The 16,167-nt window shown below is 61.6% G+C and carries 17 protein-coding genes; all 17 read right to left on the bottom strand.

Annotated elements, in window-relative coordinates; all coding sequences use genetic code 11:
• Positions 1–35: 35 nt before the first annotated feature.
• On the bottom strand, positions 36–764 hold the full coding sequence (locus KTR60_RS08650) for a hypothetical protein (RefSeq protein ID WP_007728440.1): 729 nt from the start codon (positions 762–764) through the stop codon (positions 36–38).
• Between the two features lie 99 nt (positions 765–863).
• Positions 864–2,111, bottom strand: a complete 1,248-nt coding sequence (locus KTR60_RS08645; RefSeq protein ID WP_003942085.1) for an MCE family protein — start codon at positions 2,109–2,111, stop codon at positions 864–866.
• Entirely contained in the window at positions 2,108–3,385 is a 1,278-nt protein-coding gene (locus KTR60_RS08640) for an MCE family protein (RefSeq protein ID WP_042453094.1), read from the bottom strand. Before KTR60_RS08640 ends, KTR60_RS08645 begins: the two co-directional genes overlap by 4 nt.
• On the bottom strand, positions 3,382–4,635 hold the full coding sequence (locus tag KTR60_RS08635; RefSeq protein WP_003941941.1) for an MCE family protein: 1,254 nt from the start codon (positions 4,633–4,635) through the stop codon (positions 3,382–3,384). The genes KTR60_RS08640 and KTR60_RS08635 overlap by 4 nt, the downstream gene beginning before the upstream one ends.
• Positions 4,635–5,630, bottom strand: coding sequence for an MCE family protein (locus KTR60_RS08630; RefSeq protein WP_003942053.1), 996 nt, complete (start codon positions 5,628–5,630; stop codon positions 4,635–4,637). Before KTR60_RS08630 ends, KTR60_RS08635 begins: the two co-directional genes overlap by 1 nt.
• Positions 5,627–6,706, bottom strand: coding sequence for an MCE family protein (locus KTR60_RS08625; RefSeq protein WP_003941932.1), 1,080 nt, complete (start codon positions 6,704–6,706; stop codon positions 5,627–5,629). Before KTR60_RS08625 ends, KTR60_RS08630 begins: the two co-directional genes overlap by 4 nt.
• On the bottom strand, positions 6,703–8,064 hold the full coding sequence (locus KTR60_RS08620) for an MCE family protein (protein ID WP_003942007.1): 1,362 nt from the start codon (positions 8,062–8,064) through the stop codon (positions 6,703–6,705). Before KTR60_RS08620 ends, KTR60_RS08625 begins: the two co-directional genes overlap by 4 nt.
• Positions 8,061–8,921, bottom strand: coding sequence for an MlaE family ABC transporter permease (locus KTR60_RS08615; protein WP_003941894.1), 861 nt, complete (start codon positions 8,919–8,921; stop codon positions 8,061–8,063). Before KTR60_RS08615 ends, KTR60_RS08620 begins: the two co-directional genes overlap by 4 nt.
• Before the next feature lie 5 nt (positions 8,922–8,926).
• Positions 8,927–9,721 carry an MlaE family ABC transporter permease gene (locus KTR60_RS08610; RefSeq protein WP_003942038.1) on the bottom strand — a complete coding sequence of 265 codons (795 nt, stop codon included), beginning with the start codon at positions 9,719–9,721 and terminating at the stop codon, positions 8,927–8,929.
• 9 nt (positions 9,722–9,730) lie between these two features.
• Positions 9,731–10,852 (bottom strand): ABC transporter ATP-binding protein, encoded by a 1,122-nt coding sequence (locus tag KTR60_RS08605; RefSeq protein ID WP_007728450.1) that lies wholly within the window; start codon positions 10,850–10,852, stop codon positions 9,731–9,733.
• A gap of 259 nt (positions 10,853–11,111) precedes the next feature.
• Entirely contained in the window at positions 11,112–11,498 is a 387-nt protein-coding gene (rplL, locus tag KTR60_RS08600; RefSeq protein WP_003941857.1) for a 50S ribosomal protein L7/L12, read from the bottom strand.
• Positions 11,499–11,576: 78 nt separating this feature from the next.
• Complete coding sequence (gene rplJ / locus KTR60_RS08595) at positions 11,577–12,161, bottom strand: 50S ribosomal protein L10 (protein WP_003942074.1); 585 nt, start codon at positions 12,159–12,161, stop codon at positions 11,577–11,579.
• A 419-nt stretch (positions 12,162–12,580) separates the two neighbouring features.
• Positions 12,581–13,273, bottom strand: coding sequence for a hypothetical protein (locus tag KTR60_RS08590; RefSeq protein ID WP_042453090.1), 693 nt, complete (start codon positions 13,271–13,273; stop codon positions 12,581–12,583).
• Positions 13,274–13,407: 134 nt separating this feature from the next.
• The gene (rplA, locus tag KTR60_RS08585; protein WP_003941982.1) at positions 13,408–14,127 is read right to left on the bottom strand and encodes a 50S ribosomal protein L1; all 720 of its coding nucleotides are present in this window, start codon (positions 14,125–14,127) and stop codon (positions 13,408–13,410) included.
• A gap of 108 nt (positions 14,128–14,235) precedes the next feature.
• Positions 14,236–14,670 (bottom strand): 50S ribosomal protein L11, encoded by a 435-nt coding sequence (rplK, locus tag KTR60_RS08580; protein ID WP_003941896.1) that lies wholly within the window; start codon positions 14,668–14,670, stop codon positions 14,236–14,238.
• A gap of 66 nt (positions 14,671–14,736) precedes the next feature.
• Positions 14,737–15,573 carry a transcription termination/antitermination protein NusG gene (nusG, locus tag KTR60_RS08575; RefSeq protein WP_003942049.1) on the bottom strand — a complete coding sequence of 279 codons (837 nt, stop codon included), beginning with the start codon at positions 15,571–15,573 and terminating at the stop codon, positions 14,737–14,739.
• An 84-nt stretch (positions 15,574–15,657) separates the two neighbouring features.
• Complete coding sequence (gene secE, locus KTR60_RS08570; RefSeq protein ID WP_228402027.1) at positions 15,658–16,161, bottom strand: preprotein translocase subunit SecE; 504 nt, start codon at positions 16,159–16,161, stop codon at positions 15,658–15,660.
• Between the last annotated feature and the right edge of the window lie 6 nt (positions 16,162–16,167).

The following is a 16,167-nucleotide window of genomic DNA, read 5'->3' as shown; positions in this document are numbered from 1 at the left end:
TCCTTCGAGGGATGTCGGTGTGCAGGTTCGACGAACTACTGGCCACCGGAATCACCGCCCTCGGTTGTCGGTGCGGGAGCACCGGAGGCAGGTGCCTCGGTCCCCGAACCGGGTGCGGGCGTTGCGTCAGGAGCAGGCGTGGAGCCGTCGGTGGCCGGCAGGGTGCCGGAGCCGAGATCGAGCCGAGAGCCGATCGGATCAGCCGACTGAGCCTTCCAGACCCCGTCGACCTCGACCATGCCCAGCCGCATGCCGAGCTGATTCTTGACGAACTGGTTGCCCTGGGTCGTGGTGACTCGAACGACGACCAGTGCCGTGGCGGTCCGGTCATCGGTATTGAGCTCGGTCAGCGCGGACTGAACGACTTCGGTGTCAGCCTTCGAGCCCGAGTTACGCAACTCGTCTGTGATGGAATCCTGAACGGTCTGCAGATACGTCGTCATCTCGTCACCGGTCACCGAAGAACGCATGTTCTCGATCGACTGGTCGAGATTGGCCGAATCCGCGTTGTTGAGGTTGATCGCGACTTGCTGCGCACCGATCAACGCGTCGTCACGCATCTCGGCGGTGGTGCGGTCGGTGGTGAGCGCCCGAACGTACGGGACGCCGAACACACCGAGCGCAACCACTGCCGCCAGAAGCAAGACACCGACCGCAATCAGAGACGCTGTCAGCCCCTTCGGTCTACCGGTTGTCGGCGCTCCCGATTCGACTTGCTCGGGCCCGCCGGACTGCGGGGAACTGTTTCTCTGAATCACACTCACTACCCTACTTACCTGTTTTGCCCAGCCTCTGGCCGCGAATCGTCAACTGCCACAACTCAGTAGCCTGAACTGCACAAACTCGACCACATTCGGATCGGTCTACTTCGGTGTCACTCCGAGCAACGGCGCCAACTGCGTCGCGATCGGGTTGAGGTTCAACTTGTCCGGATCGACCTTCGGCTTGAAGTCCCAAGGCTGGATCGTGTCGGGATCGGCGTACACCACGCGGTTGGCACTGCGGACGCCCGTCTCGCTGCCCAGCGGCGTCTCACACGAGGCCGCGGTGTTGAGCGGGAAATCCTGCTGGGTGTCGTCGAAGTTGGGATTCTGACGCTTCATCTCGTCCAGGATCGCCATGGTGCCTTCGTAACCCACCGTGCACGAGAGCGGATTGTTGGTCTCGAGCACCAAGCCCTGATGGACCGTTCCGTCGCCGGGAGCAACCGTCGGTGCGGCAGCGGCCAGGCCGGGAAGGAAGATCAGGAACGGCTGCAGCGCGATCGTTCGGGGTGCAAGCGTCTTGGTGGTCGCGGCAAGATTGGTCAGGTCAGTCGTCAGGCTCGGGCCCGCCTCGTTGATGAGGGCACCGATCTGATCGCTGGCCGGGATGCCGTTGTCGATCAAGCGACGGATGTCCGGATCGCTGGTCCTCAACTGCGCCGTGACAGCATCGAGATCGGTACTGAACTGCTTGATCGCGGAGGACTGATCCGACTGCGTCGTCAGTACCGTCTCACTGTTCCGAATCAGCGCGAGCGTCTGAGGCAGAGTGTCGAGCCCGGACTGCGAGAGACCGGACAGCGAATCGGCCAGGACCTGAATGTCCTCGCCCTTGCCGTTGAACGCTGCACCGAGTTCGACGGCGACGGTGTGGAGCGCGTCGACGGGCACGGACTTGACCAAGCCGTTGGCACTGGTCAGCACATCCTCGATCGGGATCGGAGTTGTGGTGTCCCCCACCGCGATCACCGAGCCGTCCTCGAGGAACGGTCCCTGATCGGTATCGGGCTGAAGGTCGACGTACTGCTCACCGATGGCGGAGCGGTTGGCCACGACGGCACGGGCCGACGCGGGAATCTCCGGAGCACTGTTGTCGATCTTCAGGTCGACCTGAATTCCGTCCTCGGTCAACGACATGTCGCCCACTCGCCCGACCGGCACGCCGCGATACGTCACCTCGGCGTTGGTGAAAATCCCACCGGACGTGGCCAATTCGGTCTTGACCGTGTACTGACCGAACCCCATGAGGTTGTCCAGGCGCACGTACTTGGCGCCGACGTAGATGAGACCCAGGAGCGCAACCACGACAAAGCCGACGAGCTGCCATCTGACCAGAGCTGATCTCACTGTCCATCACCGCCGATTCCGAACTGTTCCAGCATTCCCTGGATGGGGTTGAGTGGGTTCGCCGCGGGCGCCGGCGTTGCCGGGTCACCCGCTGTTGTGGCGGGAAGGCCGGCGACAACGGGAACCTGCGGCAGGATCGGAGCGATCGGCAGCAGTGACACTGTCGGCCAGCCCGGTCGCGGTCCGTTGCCGTTGTAGTACGGGTTGGAGGGGTCGACCACCGGCTTGGGATTGCCGAACTTGGGCTGGCGGTATTCCGGTTCTCCCTGCCCGACACCGAGACCCGAGAGTGTATTGCCGATCTGCAGGTCGACACTCAGGAAGAGGTTGACGGAACCACCCTGTGCAATCTTCTCGACACCGTCCGGGAACGGGAACGTCGGAAGGAACGGAAGTGCCCCCACGAAGTCGTCACCGGAGTCTGCGAGCGCCTGCAGCGTCGGACGCAGAGCCTGAAGATCAGCGATCAGATCGTCCTTGGACTGTGTGAGGACGTCGGTTCCCACTGTTCCGAGTCGATCCACCTGAGCGAGCATCTGCGTCAGCTGCGGACGCTGCTCGTTGAGAACCTGTGTCGCAACGGGGAGTTCCTCGAGAATCTTCCCGATCTTCTCGTTCTGATCGTTGACGCGAGTCGAGAGCACATCCAGGCCGTCGAGCGCGCGTGTGATGTCGTCACGCTGCTCGTTGAGTCCACCGATGAGTGTGTTCGCCTGCTCCAGAAGACTTCTCGTCTTGCCTTCGCGACCGTCGAACGCGGCACCGAGTTCTTCGACGATGGGCTGCAACTGGCCCACACCGCCGCCATTGAGCAGCAGCGACAATGCGCCGAGAACCTGCTCGATCTCCGTGGCGTGGCGAGTGCGATCCAGCGGAATGAGATCACCGTCGGCCAGCTTCGTAGAGTCCGGTCCGGACGGCGGGGCCGACAGCTGGATGAACTTCTCGCCGAGCAGGTTGGTCTGCTCGACCGCGGCAATTGCGTTGGCGGGCAGATCAACCGACGAGTCGAGGATAATGCCGACATCCGCGGTCCATCCGTCCGGTCCGACCGACACGTCGTCGACGCGACCGACGGGAACGCCGTCGACCTTCACAGCGGACTGCGGAACCAAGTCGAGCACGTCGTCGAACTGAATGGTCAAGTGCATCGGATCGGAACCCACATCAGGACCGCCGGGAAGCGGGACAGCGTAGATCCCCTCGGACGAGCAGGCGGTTGCCGAGATCAGGACGGCGCACAATCCGGCGCCGACTATCAATGAACGCTTCACTCGCCCTCCCCGTTTCCACTGGTCAGTCGCGGTGACACGACGCCGGGCACAGTGCCCGGAACTACCTGCATCTGTCGTTCGGAACCGGCAAGGATGCCGAAGGGAAGGTTCAGGCCTGCAGCCTGATTGGCTGCGTCGGTCATCGCTGCGACGTTTGCGCACTGGTCGATAGCCGGTTGCATCTGCCTTCCCAATGCCTCGAACCGCGGATCACCGGGCAACAGCTTGCCGAGGTCCATCAACTTGCAGAGCACGCCGGCCGGGTTCTGAAGATCAGGGAACGCCAGACGTGAAGCCAGCACACCTGATTCGGCGTCGTACGAGTTGACCAAGTTGGAGATCGCCAGCGGAAGCATGGTGAGCGTGTTGGCCAGTGCTTCCTTGTTGTTCGCCAATGTCTGTGTCGGTTCGACGAGACCTTCGGTTGTCTGGACCAGTTGATCGCGGTTGTCGGCCACGAACTTCGCGACGTCGCCGAGCGCAATCGAGAGCTGGTTCAGAGCGGCACCGAGATCGTCGCGCTCACCTGCCAGGAATCCGGTCAGGTCCGACAACTGCGTGTTGAACTGGCGCACCTGCTGATCGTTGGCCGCGAGAGCGCCCACAAAAGTATCCAGGTTCTTGATGGTGAGCGAGATGTTGTCACGCGAATCGTTGAGCGTCCGTGCGGCATCCGAGAGGTTGGTGATGCTGTCTCCCAACGCTTCACCGTTGCCCTCGAGGTTGGCCGCACCTGTCTCGACGAAATCGGACAGTGCTCCGTTCTTGTTGGCACCTTCAGGACCGAGAGCCGACGCGAGTTCGTCGATGCTGGAGTACAACTGGTCGACCTCGACAGGCGTCGCCGTCTTCTCGATCGGAATTACTGCACCGCTGGCCATCTTGTCGCCGCCGGTGAAGACCGGTGTCAGCTGGATGTAGCGGTCGGCAACCACCGACGGCGTGATCTGAGCGGCACTGGCACCCGCGGGAATGTCGATCCCACGATCGACACGCAGCTCGACCTTGACCTGATCTCCCTGGGGTTCGACGGATTCGACGGTGCCGACCTTGACACCGAGAACACGAACGTCGGAGCCGTCGTAGATACCCACCGACTTGTCGAAGTAGGCGGTGATCTTGGTGGTTCCGGCGCGAGTGAACACCCACCACAGCGCGCCACCGATTACGAGTAACCCGATCAGAACAGCGGCGATGATCGCGACCGAGCGCTTCTTGGAGCCGCTTCCGGCTTCGGCAGTATCAGCCATCAGTTGCCTCCCAACGTACGAACGGGGTCACGGTAGCCCGGAATGTCCGGCAGACCCGGCGGAAGGAGGTTCACGACGACCTGGTCGAACCAACGGCCGTTGCCGACCACGTTGGCGTACAAGCGAATGAAGGGTTCGTAGAGCTTCAGTGCCTTGTCCAAGTTCTCGTTGTTGGCCTTCAAGATGTCGATGACGCCGTTGAGCTGCGTCAGCGCCGGCCCGATTGCCGCCTCGTTGTCACGAACGAGACCGGTGAGCTGCTGAGAGACGCGCTGAGTTCCGGTGAGCAGCTGCGAAATCGCTTGCTGGCGATTGTTGAGTTCCTGCACCAAAAGTCCGCCGTCACGGATCAGCTGGGTGAATTCCTTGTTGCGATCCGCAAGAATCTGCGACGTCTTCCCGGTGGCGGCGAAGAGCTTCTGCAGGTCCTGATCGCGGCTCGCGATCGTCTGCGACAGCCGGCTGACACCGTCGAGCGAAGCGCGGACGTCGCCAGGTGTCTCGGAGAATGCCTGGGACAACGTCTCCATGCTCTTCGCCAACTGGTCGGTGTCGATGTCGCCGACGGTGTCCGCCGCTGCCGAGAAGGCCTGAACGACGTCGTACGGAGAGGTGGTGCGCTCGAGCGGAATCCGATCCTTGGGATCGAGGTTGTCGGTTCCGCGCGGATCTAGTGCGAGGTACTTCTGTCCCAGAATGGTCTTGATCTGAATGGACGCAGAGGTTTGATCTCCCACCCACGCGTCACTGACCTTGAAGTCGACGAGAACACGGTCACCGTCGAGATCGACGGAAGTGACCTTGCCGACCTTCACGCCGGCGATACGAACCTCGTTACCAGGCTTGAGACCCGCGGCTTCGGAGAACTCGGCGGAGTAGGACGAGCCTGCTCCCACGAACGGAAGCGAATCGAGGAAGAACGCGGACAAAGTGGCCAGCAGCACCACGAAGATACCGATGGCTCCGGCCATTGCCGGACTGCGACGTTTACTCATCGACCTTGCAACTCCCTCATACCGTCTTGAGTGCATCGCGTGGCCGCGTTGGTGTAAATCGGCTGATTGACCGTCGGCAGGCCGGTGGGCAGATTCAGCGACGCAGACTGTCCTGGACCGGCAACGATGTCGATTCCGCACAGATAGAACTGGAACCAGGAACCGTAGCTCGCTACGCGTGCGAGCTTCTCGAGCTTGACCGGCAAGGTCTCGAGCACCGCGTTGACGTCGTCACTCCGACGATTGAGTGTGGTCGCCAGTGTGTTGAGCGCCGTGATCGAGCCCTGAATCGACGGCCGCGTCGGCTCGAGCAGGTCTGCCGTCGCGTCGGTCAGGCCGGCGAGTGAGGTGACGGCCGAACCGACCACCCCACGCTCGTTGGCCAACCCGGTGACGAGTTGCTGGGTGTTGACGATCAGTGAATCGAGGTTCTTGTCGTTCGCGTTGACGGTGTCGAGAACGTCGTTGAGGTTCTTGATCACCGCGCCGATGACCGCGTCCTTGTCCGCGACGGTGTTGGTCAGGCTCGCGGTGTTGCGCACGAGCTCACTGATGGTGCCCGATTCGCCTTGGAAGACCTGGATGATCTGGTACGACAGCTTGTTGACGTCGTCCGCGCTCAGGGTGGTGAACAGCGGCTTGAAGCCGTTGAAGAGTGTCGTGAGGTTGACTGCCGGGCGCGTCTGAGACAGCGGCAGGGTATCGCCGCCGGTGATCTTCTTGCCTTGGCTGCCTTCACCTTGCGAGAGCGAGATGTAGCGCTGCCCCACCAGGTTGCGGAACCGTATGGTGGCGATGGAACTGGCCGGCAACCAATCACGGTCGGATACCGAGAACTGGACCTCGGCCTGGTTGTCGTTGACGATGGCAATCTTCTCGACCTGGCCGACACGAACACCGGCAATGCGAACCTCGTCGCCCTCGTTCAACGAAGTGACGTCGGAGAAGACGGCGTTGAACTTGGTGCCGCCACCGCCGCCGAGGTTGGCGATACTGGCTGCCAGCAGTCCTGTCGCCAGGACCGTCACCACGACGAAGATGATGAGCTTTGTCAGCGGAGCTGCGAGTCCTCTCATTGGACGCTCACCTCCGCACCTGCGAATGCCGGAGCGCTGACCATCGTGGTCCACGCCGGAACATCGTCCGGCGCAACACCGTTGGCCTGTCCGTAGATCACCTTCAACGTATCCTCTTCGAGTTTCGAGCCCGCGTAGCCGGCCTGCTGAGCCGGACCGCTGTTGTTGGTCGAGAACAACTGAGGTCCGGAGCCCTCGGGTGCAGGCAGGAATTCCATGGTGGCGGGACCTGGATTGCGGGAAGGAACCTGGTAGGAACCGTCACCGTACGAACCGCCGGGGTACTGCGGGAACGGACGACCGGGCTCGGTGACGTTGTCGTAGCAAACCGGGCCGCGGTTGTCGACGAGCCGTGGCTCGTCCTGGTTGGGCAGGTAGCGACCCTTGGGGTTCACGATCTGAATACTCGCACGCACACCAGGATTGGGCGCGTCGGTGGACAGGATCTTGGCAGCTTCCGGAGCGGTGTCCGAGAAGCCCTTGAACGTGCACCCGAAGGTCGGAGAGTACTGGGCCAGAAGCTGGAGAGCTTCCTTCGAATCCGCAGCGAGCGTGATGATCGAGGACGAGTTCGCTTCGAGGAAGGCTGCGGTGTCCGACGATGTCACGGTGAGCGACGCCAGCAGTGTCCGCAACTGGTCCTGCTTCTGCACCACCGTGTTACCCGTGGTCCGCAGATTGTCGAGAGCGTTGATCAGATCGGGCGCAGCGTCCGAGTACGTCTGGGAGAAGTCCGCGAACTTGCGCAGATCCTCTTGCACCGCGGGCAGTTCGGTATTGACGCCGCGGAAGATCTCCTCGAGACGATCGACCGTCAGACCGAGCTCGGCGCCGCGTCCCGTCAGACCCTGCGCGAGAGAACCGAGAGTGTTCGCCAGATCCTGCGGCGGAATCGCCTGCAGAAGTGGGAGCAGTCCGTCCAGAACGTCGCCGACCTCGACAGCATTGCCGCTCTTGTCCTGGTGGATCACCGTTCCCGCGGAAATCGGGGTCGCGGTGGTTCCCTCCGGAATGATCAGGGAGACGTAGCGCTCACCGAAAAGCGTCTTCGGGAGCAGACGCGCCGTGACGTTGGACGGAATCAGATCAGCCTTGTCCGGCTCGATCGCGAGGACCGAGGTGACCTGGCCGTCTTTCGTCGACGCGGATCGCACCTCGCCGACCAGCAGCCCACGGACCTTGACGTCTGCGTTGGGTGGCAACGCATTTCCGACTGTGTCGGTCACGAGGTCGATCTTCACGACGTCCTTGAACGTCTTGTTGAAGGTTCCGATGGTGAAGGCCAGGAACAATGCCAACACCACGAAGAACACGAGTCCGAGCACACGGCGGCGCAGGACTGACGGAGCCTCGATCATCCGGCCACCCTCACTGTCGTCGTGGTGCCCCAGATTGCGAGGCTGAGGAAGAAGTCGAGAACGGCGATCGTAACGATTGCGGCGCGAACAGCGCGGCCGACGGCCACACCGACACCTGCGGGACCACCTGAGGCATGGAACCCGTAGTAGCAGTGGATCAGGATCAGCACGAAGGCGAATACCAGGACTTTCGCAAACGAATACAGCACGTCCTGCGGTGGCAGGAACAGGTTGAAGTAGTGGTCGTAGGAACCCGTCGACTGCCCGTTGAAGACCGTGCTGATCACTCTCGAGGCGAGGTACGCCGCGAGTAGACCCACGATGTACAGCGGAATGACGGCGACGAAGCCGGCGATCATGCGCGTCGTGACCAGGAACGGCACCGACGGAACTGCCATGACCTCGAGCGCGTCGATCTCTTCGGAGATACGCATGGCACCGAGTTGAGCGGTGAAACCACAACCCACCGTGGCCGAGAGCGCAAGAGCCGCAACGATCGGAGCGATCTCACGGGTGTTGACGTATGCGGAGAGGAAGCCGGTCAGGACCGAGCTACCCAACTGCTCCAGAGCGGCGAAGCCCTGGAGGCCGACGACGACACCGGTGAATCCGGACATCATCGCGATGACGCCGATGGTTCCGCCGATCACTGCGAGCGCACCGCTACCGAAGGTCACTTCGGCGAGTAGTCGAAGCGTCTCCTTCCGGTACCGATGCAGGGTGCGCGGGGTCCACGCGATGGCGCGCGCGTAGAACGACATCTGCTCGCCCGCGCGGTCCAACGCGTTCACTGGAATTCTGGCTACTTTGCGACTCTTCAGCAGGAACTGATCGCCGCGGCCTCGTGCGATGGTCATTTAGGTCAAGATCCCTTCGCCGGCACGATCTGGAGGTACACCATCGTCAGAATCAGATTGGCGAAGAACAACAGCAGGAACGTGATGACGACGGCCTGGTTCACCGCCTCACCGACGCCCTTCGGGCCACCGGACGGGTGGAGTCCCTTGTACGCGGAGATCACACCAGCGATGACACCGAACACCGCGGCTTTGATCTCACCGCTCCAAATGTCCGGTAGCTGCGCAAAAGCTGAGAACGACGAGATGTAGGCACCGGGGTTACCGCCCTGCAGGATCACGTTGAAGAAGTAACCACCCGCGATACCGACGACGGACACCAGTCCGTTGAGCAGAACAGCGATCAGCACCATCGCGAGTACACGCGGAACCACCAGGCGCTGAATCGGATTGATTCCGAGGACTTCCATCGCGTCGATCTCTTCACGGATGGTTCGAGAACCGAGATCGGCCGTCACGGCCGATCCGGCCGCACCGGCGACCAGCAACGCTGTCACCAGGGGGCTACCCTGCTGGATCACCGCCAGGACGCTGGCAGCGCCGGTGAACGATTCTGCACCCAACTGCTTGATCAGCGAACCGGTCTGCAGTGAGACGACGGCGCCGAAAGGGATGGCTACCAATGCCGTCGGCAATATTGTCACGCTGGCGATGAACCAGGCCTGCTCGATGAACTCACGGAACTGAAATGGACGCCGGAACGTATTCCTGACGACGTCGACAAACAGTTCGACGATGTTTCCGGCCTGAGTTAATGCTCCGTTGACCGGACTCAGAACCGAGTTGCGGGTAACCCCCATCCGATATGCCTACCCTTGCCCGTGTGTCGTGTTTCCGTAGGGATCGCCCTCGTATGCAGGAATGACCTGCGTGTCTTGCGAGTTGTCGTTCCACTCCCCCTGATAGCCGCTCGCTTCGGCGTACTGGGGATCGTACTGCCCAGTTCCGTCAACCTCGTCGAGGCTGTCCTGAATCGCCGCCTGTGCGTTAGCTGGGAGGGTGTGCATGATCTGACGGACGCGCTCCTGGCGACGACGAACAGCCTGACGCTCCGGGTTTCCGGGGGTGGCCTTCATCTGCGGCACGATGCCCTCGACGTCGTCGACACCACCGGCGTGGTGACCGGCGTCGACGAGCGCCTGCTCGTGCGCCATCTGAGCCTCGTCCTTCTCCTCCGACATACCGATCGGACCGATCATCGTTCCGTTGAGGAACTGCTTGACGACGGGCTCGTCCGAGGTGAGCAGCACCTCGCGAGGACCGAACATCACCAACTGACGACGGAAGAGCATGCCGATGTTGTCCGGCACCGTGCGTGCGAGGTTGATGTTGTGCGAGACGATCAGAATCGTCGCGTCCGACTGGGCGTTGATGTCGATCAGCGTTTGGCTGATGTACGTCGTACGCACCGGATCCAGACCGGAGTCGGGCTCGTCGACGAGGATGATCTCGGGATCGAGAACGAGTGCACGCGCCAGACCGGCACGCTTGCGCATACCGCCGGAGATCTCACCGGGAAGCTTGTCCTCGGCGCCGACCAGACCCGTGAGGTCCAACTTCTCCATCACGATCTTGCGGATATCGGATTCCGACTTCTTGGTGTGCTCACGAAGCGGGAAGGCGATGTTGTCGTACAAGTTCATCGAGCCGAACAGTGCGCCGTCCTGGAAGAGAACGCCGAACAGTTTGCGGATCTCGTAGAGCTCCTTGGAGGAGCACTGCAGGATGTCCGTGCCGTCGATGACGATGGAGCCTTGTTCAGGGCGGAGCAGTCCGATCAGGGACTTCAGGAACACCGACTTACCGGTACCCGAAGGCCCGAGCAGTGCGCTGACCTCACCCGCGGGAAGTGTCAACGACACGTCCTGCCAAATCCTCTGCGACCCGAAAGACTTTGTCAGTCCTTGTACCGCTACCTCGACTCCCACCATTACCTCCGCGACGTCCGTTGCATGCATGCACCCGTGTGGGTTGGGTCACTCTATCGCATGGGAGTGGTACCCGTGACTGCGAATACTACTAACGAGTAGGGAAGAAGCATAATTCAGATCACAGCCTAGTTCGGACACCCCTCCCACCTGCATGAATTCCGGCATATCACCCGCGAAAAAAGTTCAAAAAAAGAGGGCCACTCCCCGTGGGGAGTGGCCCTCTTCGTTACTACTCGCGAAGAGCAGCGGGAAAACCGTCTTACTTGATGACGATCTTTGCGCCGGCAGCTTCGAGCTTTTCCTTGGCAGCCTCTGCGGCGTCCTTGGCAACCTTCTCGAGGATGGCCTTCGGAGCGCTCTCGACGAGGTCCTTGGCTTCCTTCAGGCCGAGGCCGGAAACGACCTCACGGACGACCTTGATGACCTGGATCTTCTTGTCGCCAGCCGACTCGAGGACGACGTCGAACTCGTCCTGCTCTTCAGCCGCTTCTGCGCCGGCGGCCGGTGCGCCTGCAGCGGCGACGGCGACGGGAGCAGCAGCGGTGACCTCGAAGGTCTCCTCGAATGCCTTAACGAACTCCGAGAGCTCGAGGAGGGTGAGCTCCTTGAACTGGTCCAACAACTCTTCGGTGCTGAGCTTCGCCATTGTGGCGGTCCTTCCTGTAAGTCCCATGTCGCTGATCCGCGACCGGGCGGGGTTATAGCAGTGATGCGCGGGTGCGGATCAGCTTTCGGCTTCGGCCTCGGCCGGAGCCTCGGTGGCAGCCTCTGCGGGGGCCTCTGCGGCTCCGCCTTCTGCAGCCTTCTTCTCCTGCAGGGCAGCGGCCAGACGGGCCATCTGCGAAGCGGGAGCATTGAACAGGCCTGCGGCCTTTGCCAAGTTGCCCTTCATCGCGCCGGCAAGCTTTGCCAACAGGATTTCGCGGGATTCGAGATCCGCGATCTTGTTGACCTCTTCCACGGACAGCGCAGCGCCGTCCATGTAGCCGCCCTTGATGATGAGCGCCTTGTTGTCCTTAGCGAAGTTCTTCAGAGCCTTCGCAGCGTCGACCGGTTCGCCCTTGATGAATGCAATGGCGGTCGGACCAACGAACAGGTCATCAAGGCCCTCGATGCCAGCCTCTGCGGCGGCACGCTTGACCAGGGTGTTCTTGGCGACGGAGTAGGTGGCACCTTCTCCGAGAGCGCGTCGCAGTGTCGTGATGTTGCCAACCGAAAGGCCACGGTATTCCGTGACCACAGCGGCGGTCGAACCCTTGAACTGCTCGGTGATTTCCGCAACTGCGGAAACCTTCTCAGGCTTTGCCATACTTCGCCTCCTCTCGTGACAGTCGTTGTCCCACTCAGGAACCGCTGCACCTCATCGGGGTGAACCCGAGAAGACACAGTCCGCGACATGCAAAACGCCCCGGCGCAAGCGCACGGGGCGTACAGAGGAAACATGAAGAAGAGGCTTACGAATCAGCGTAACGATGCAAAGCGAGGCAGTGCATAACCAGGCAAACTGTAGAACCACTACATCAAGCTATCCCCCTACCTCGTTCACCTACGTGGGCCGCCGGGCACTCCCGGACTTTCAACCACACCCATCACTGAGTGCAATCACCAACGGTCTTGGGTAGAACATGATTTTGGGGTGAAGTTCATATCCAGCACTGAACTCCGCCTCGAAGACTACCTGACTGCTCGCTGCACAACCAAATCGGGTTCGTCATGCACCCGATTCCTTCAAGCACCGATAGCCCTGGCGATCTTGTGTTCGATTGCTGCCCGAGCTCGGTCCGGCAACACCAGCAATCCATCGAGTTCCTTGTGGGCCTTCCGGTACGCACTCTGACGTTCCTGTGGCGTCGCGCCCTCGTCCATGGCCAGTCGCAGCAGACGTTGCGCCCTTACCAGGCGTTCTTGTTCGTCGAGGGTGAATCCGCTCCGTCGGCGGCGCTTCGCCTCAGCTTCCGCGATTTCGAAGGCGATCGAGTAAGCGTGCACCGCCTCGCGGTACTCGGTTTGTGCCTGCTGGTTGCCGATCATCGTCTCCGGATTGCCTGGGCGAAGCAGATCGGCACGATATTTGGCTCGATGAAAATCGGCGGTCAAAGGCTCGCGCATGTCCGTCATCATCGGGGTGTCGAGCAGTGTGACCGGATCGAGCTCGTACGAGAACCATCGGGCGTCGACCGCATCGTGCTGCTCGATTGCCTTGGCCAGCTCTCGGCGCTGTGTTTCTTCGTCGGCGTGATGTTGTGCGTTGGCTTGCGCGATGGCGACCTTGGTCTGCTGCTTGAGCCGGAAGCGCTCTTGCCGGCGCTCGATCCGCCTTTCGTTGGCAACCGCGACACCCTTCAGCGCCCCACCGATGGTGCCGCCGAAAACGAAGATCAGCCACCAAAAGTTTCCGAGGAACTGGAACGCTTCGTGCATACCCCGATGATGCCACCGTTAGATCGATACCACCGATGGACCGATACCACCGGCAGGGATCACCCTCTCCCGAAACGACAAGAAGGCCGGCAGGGAGTGATCCCTGCCGGCCTTCTTGTTCGTATGCGGACTGCTTACGCGTCTGCAGCATCCTCGAGGAGGTTGCGAGTACGGTTCGGATCCACCGGGATGCCCGGACCGGTGGTGGTCGAGACCGTGATCTTCTTCACGTAGCGACCCTTGGCCGACGAGGGCTTCGCACGCAGGATCTCGTCCAGGGCTGCGCCGTAGTTCTCCACCAGCTTCTCATCGTCGAACGATGCCTTGCCGATGACGAAGTGCAGGTTGGCCTGCTTGTCGACGCGGAAGTTGATCTTTCCGCCCTTGATGTCGTTGACAGCCTTGGTGACATCCGCCGTGACGGTGCCCGTCTTCGGGTTCGGCATCAGGCCACGGGGTCCGAGGACACGGGCGATGCGGCCGACCTTGGCCATCTGATCAGGAGTCGCGATTGCGGCGTCGAAATCGACCCATCCACCCTGGATGCGCTCGATCAGGTCTTCTGCACCGACTACGTCAGCGCCTGCAGCCTCGGCTTCTGCTGCCTTCTCGCCAACAGCGAACACGATGACGCGAGCGGTCTTACCGGTGCCGTGGGGCAGGTTGACCGTTCCGCGGACCATCTGGTCAGCCTTACGGGGGTCGACGCCCAGACGAACTGCAACCTCAACGGTTGCATCCATCTTGGTGGACGACGTCTCCTTGGCGAGCTTTGCAGCCTGAAGCGGGCTGTAGAGCTTGTCTGCGTCGATCTTCTCAGCGGCGGCGAGGTACGCCTTGCTGCGCTTTGCCATTTGTTCTGTCCTTACTTGTCACTGCAGCGAATTACCTGTGCAGTGGTGAATGGTTCAGTTGTGGTCGGGGCCTGGCCGGCCCTCCCACGTAATGCTGTGGAGCGACTATCAGCCCTGGACCGTGATGCCCATGGAACGAGCGGTGCCGGCGATGATCTTCGCGGCCTGCTCGATGTCATTGGCATTGAGGTCTTCAGCCTTGGTCTTCGCGATTTCGCGCACCTGATCCATGGTCACCGAGGCAACCTTGGTCTTGTGCGGTTCGCCGGAGCCCTTGGCGACGCCGGCTGCCTTGAGGAGCAGCTTGGCGGCGGGAGGGGTCTTCAGCTTGAAATCGAAGGTCCGGTCTTCGTAGACCGAGATCTCGACCGGCACAACGTTGCCGCGCTGGGACTCAGTCGCCGCGTTGTAGGCCTTGCAGAACTCCATGATGTTCACGCCGTGCTGACCGAGCGCGGGACCCACGGGAGGTGCAGGGTTAGCCTGACCTGCCTGGATCTGCAGCTTGATGAGCCCGGCGAGCTTCTTCTTCTTTGGGGGCATCTCTAGTTCCTAGTTTCTAGCTTGGGTGTGTGTCTTGCGTCGAACAAATTGCAAGTTTTGGGGTGGTCAGATCTTCGCGACCTGGTTGAAGTTGAGCTCAACCGGGGTTTCACGACCGAAGATCGACACGAGAACCTTGAGCTTCTGCTGCTCGCCGTTGACCTCGCTGATGCTGGCCGGAAGGGTTGCGAACGGGCCGTCCATGACGGTGACCGACTCGCCGACCTCGAAGTCGACCTCGATGAGGGGCTTGCCGAAGGACTCGGACGGTGCCTCGCCTGCTGCGACGGCGGCCGCTGCAGCCTGCTGCTTCTTCTGCTCCTGCTGCGGGAGCAGGAACTTGACGACCTCGTTGAGGGTCAGCGGCGAGGGACGCGACGTGGCACCGACAAAACCGGTGACACCAGGCGTGTTGCGCACGGCGCCCCACGACTCGTCGTTGAGCTCCATGCGAACGAGGATGTATCCGGGCAGAACCTTGCGGTTGACCTGCTTGCGCTGGCCGTTCTTGATCTCGGTGACCTCTTCGGTGGGAACTTCCACCTGGAAGATGTAGTCGCCGACATCGAGGTTCTGAACGCGAGTCTCGAGGTTGGTCTTGACCTTGTTCTCGTAACCGGCGTACGAGTGGATGACGTACCAGTCACCCGGGGCGCGGCGCAGCGCAGCCTTGAGTTCGGCAACGGGATCCTCGACCTCGAGCTCGGCGGCGGGAGCGGCCTCGTCGGAGTTCTCGGCATCGTCGGAGATGACGTCCTCGGTCGCTGCAGCGTCTGCATCAGTGCCTTCGGCAACGTCTGCATCGGTGCCTTCGGCAACCACGACGTCTACTTCGGCTGCCGCCTCGGCAGAAACACGCTCTTCGGCCAAAGCCTCATTCGTGTCGTTCTCGGGGGTGCTCACTGGGGCACTCGCTTCCTCTCGTTACTCGGACCCGGGTCGGGTCTTGTCGCGCTCGCAGGCAAAGACGCCCGACTGCTACGGCGATCAGCCGAACAGCCAGGTGACACCCTTGATCACAGCGATATCGACGCCGCTGATGAAAGCGACCATGAAGACCACGAACGTCAGCACGACGCTGGTGTAGGTGATCATCTGCTTGCGGTTCGGCCAGATGACCTTACGGAGTTCTGCGATGACCTCGCGGAAGAATTTGCGCAGGCGCTTGAAGATGTTGTCCTTCTTCACCTTGGGCTTCTTGCCGGGGTTCGTTGCAGTCGGCTTGGCCGAAGATGTCCGGGATGCCGTCCGGGCCGGAGTCTTCACGGTGGACGCGCTGACCGAGGCGCCGCGTGCAGCGCGCTTGCCGGTCGGCTTGTTGGAAACCCCACTGGATGCGGAGGGAGCCTTTTCGGCACCGTCCTTGTCCAACGAAAGATCGGAACGCGTAGTCGCGTCAGCTGCAGTGTCGTCGACACCGGTCGAATCGGCAGACAGTGAAGTCTCCGCATCCGAAGTGTCGGCGTCGCGCTTGGCGCGCTCCTCGCTCACGTCGTT

This window comes from Rhodococcus sp. C1 (assembly GCF_020809065.1).
Taxonomy (GTDB): domain Bacteria; phylum Actinomycetota; class Actinomycetes; order Mycobacteriales; family Mycobacteriaceae; genus Rhodococcus_F; species Rhodococcus_F qingshengii.
The sequence above is the reverse complement of the archived record's forward strand: the minus strand, read 5'-3'. Positions and strand labels throughout refer to the sequence as shown.

Excerpts from the sequence above, each read along its gene's own strand:
- KTR60_RS08635 (WP_003941941.1), bottom strand. The coding sequence starts at position 4,635 with ATGGCTGATACTGCCGAAGCCGGAAGCGGCTCCAAGAAGCGCTCGGTC.
- KTR60_RS08630 (WP_003942053.1), bottom strand. The coding sequence starts at position 5,630 with ATGAGTAAACGTCGCAGTCCGGCAATGGCCGGAGCCATCGGTATCTTC.
- KTR60_RS08625 (WP_003941932.1), bottom strand. The coding sequence starts at position 6,706 with ATGAGAGGACTCGCAGCTCCGCTGACAAAGCTCATCATCTTCGTCGTG.
- KTR60_RS08620 (WP_003942007.1), bottom strand. The coding sequence starts at position 8,064 with ATGATCGAGGCTCCGTCAGTCCTGCGCCGCCGTGTGCTCGGACTCGTG.
- KTR60_RS08615 (WP_003941894.1), bottom strand. The coding sequence starts at position 8,921 with ATGACCATCGCACGAGGCCGCGGCGATCAGTTCCTGCTGAAGAGTCGC.
- KTR60_RS08610 (WP_003942038.1), bottom strand. The coding sequence starts at position 9,721 with ATGGGGGTTACCCGCAACTCGGTTCTGAGTCCGGTCAACGGAGCATTA.
- KTR60_RS08605 (WP_007728450.1), bottom strand. The coding sequence starts at position 10,852 with ATGGTGGGAGTCGAGGTAGCGGTACAAGGACTGACAAAGTCTTTCGGG.
- rplL (WP_003941857.1), bottom strand. The coding sequence starts at position 11,498 with ATGGCGAAGCTCAGCACCGAAGAGTTGTTGGACCAGTTCAAGGAGCTC.
- rplJ (WP_003942074.1), bottom strand. The coding sequence starts at position 12,161 with ATGGCAAAGCCTGAGAAGGTTTCCGCAGTTGCGGAAATCACCGAGCAG.
- KTR60_RS08590 (WP_042453090.1), bottom strand. The coding sequence starts at position 13,273 with ATGCACGAAGCGTTCCAGTTCCTCGGAAACTTTTGGTGGCTGATCTTC.
- rplA (WP_003941982.1), bottom strand. The coding sequence starts at position 14,127 with ATGGCAAAGCGCAGCAAGGCGTACCTCGCCGCCGCTGAGAAGATCGAC.
- rplK (WP_003941896.1), bottom strand. The coding sequence starts at position 14,670 with ATGCCCCCAAAGAAGAAGAAGCTCGCCGGGCTCATCAAGCTGCAGATC.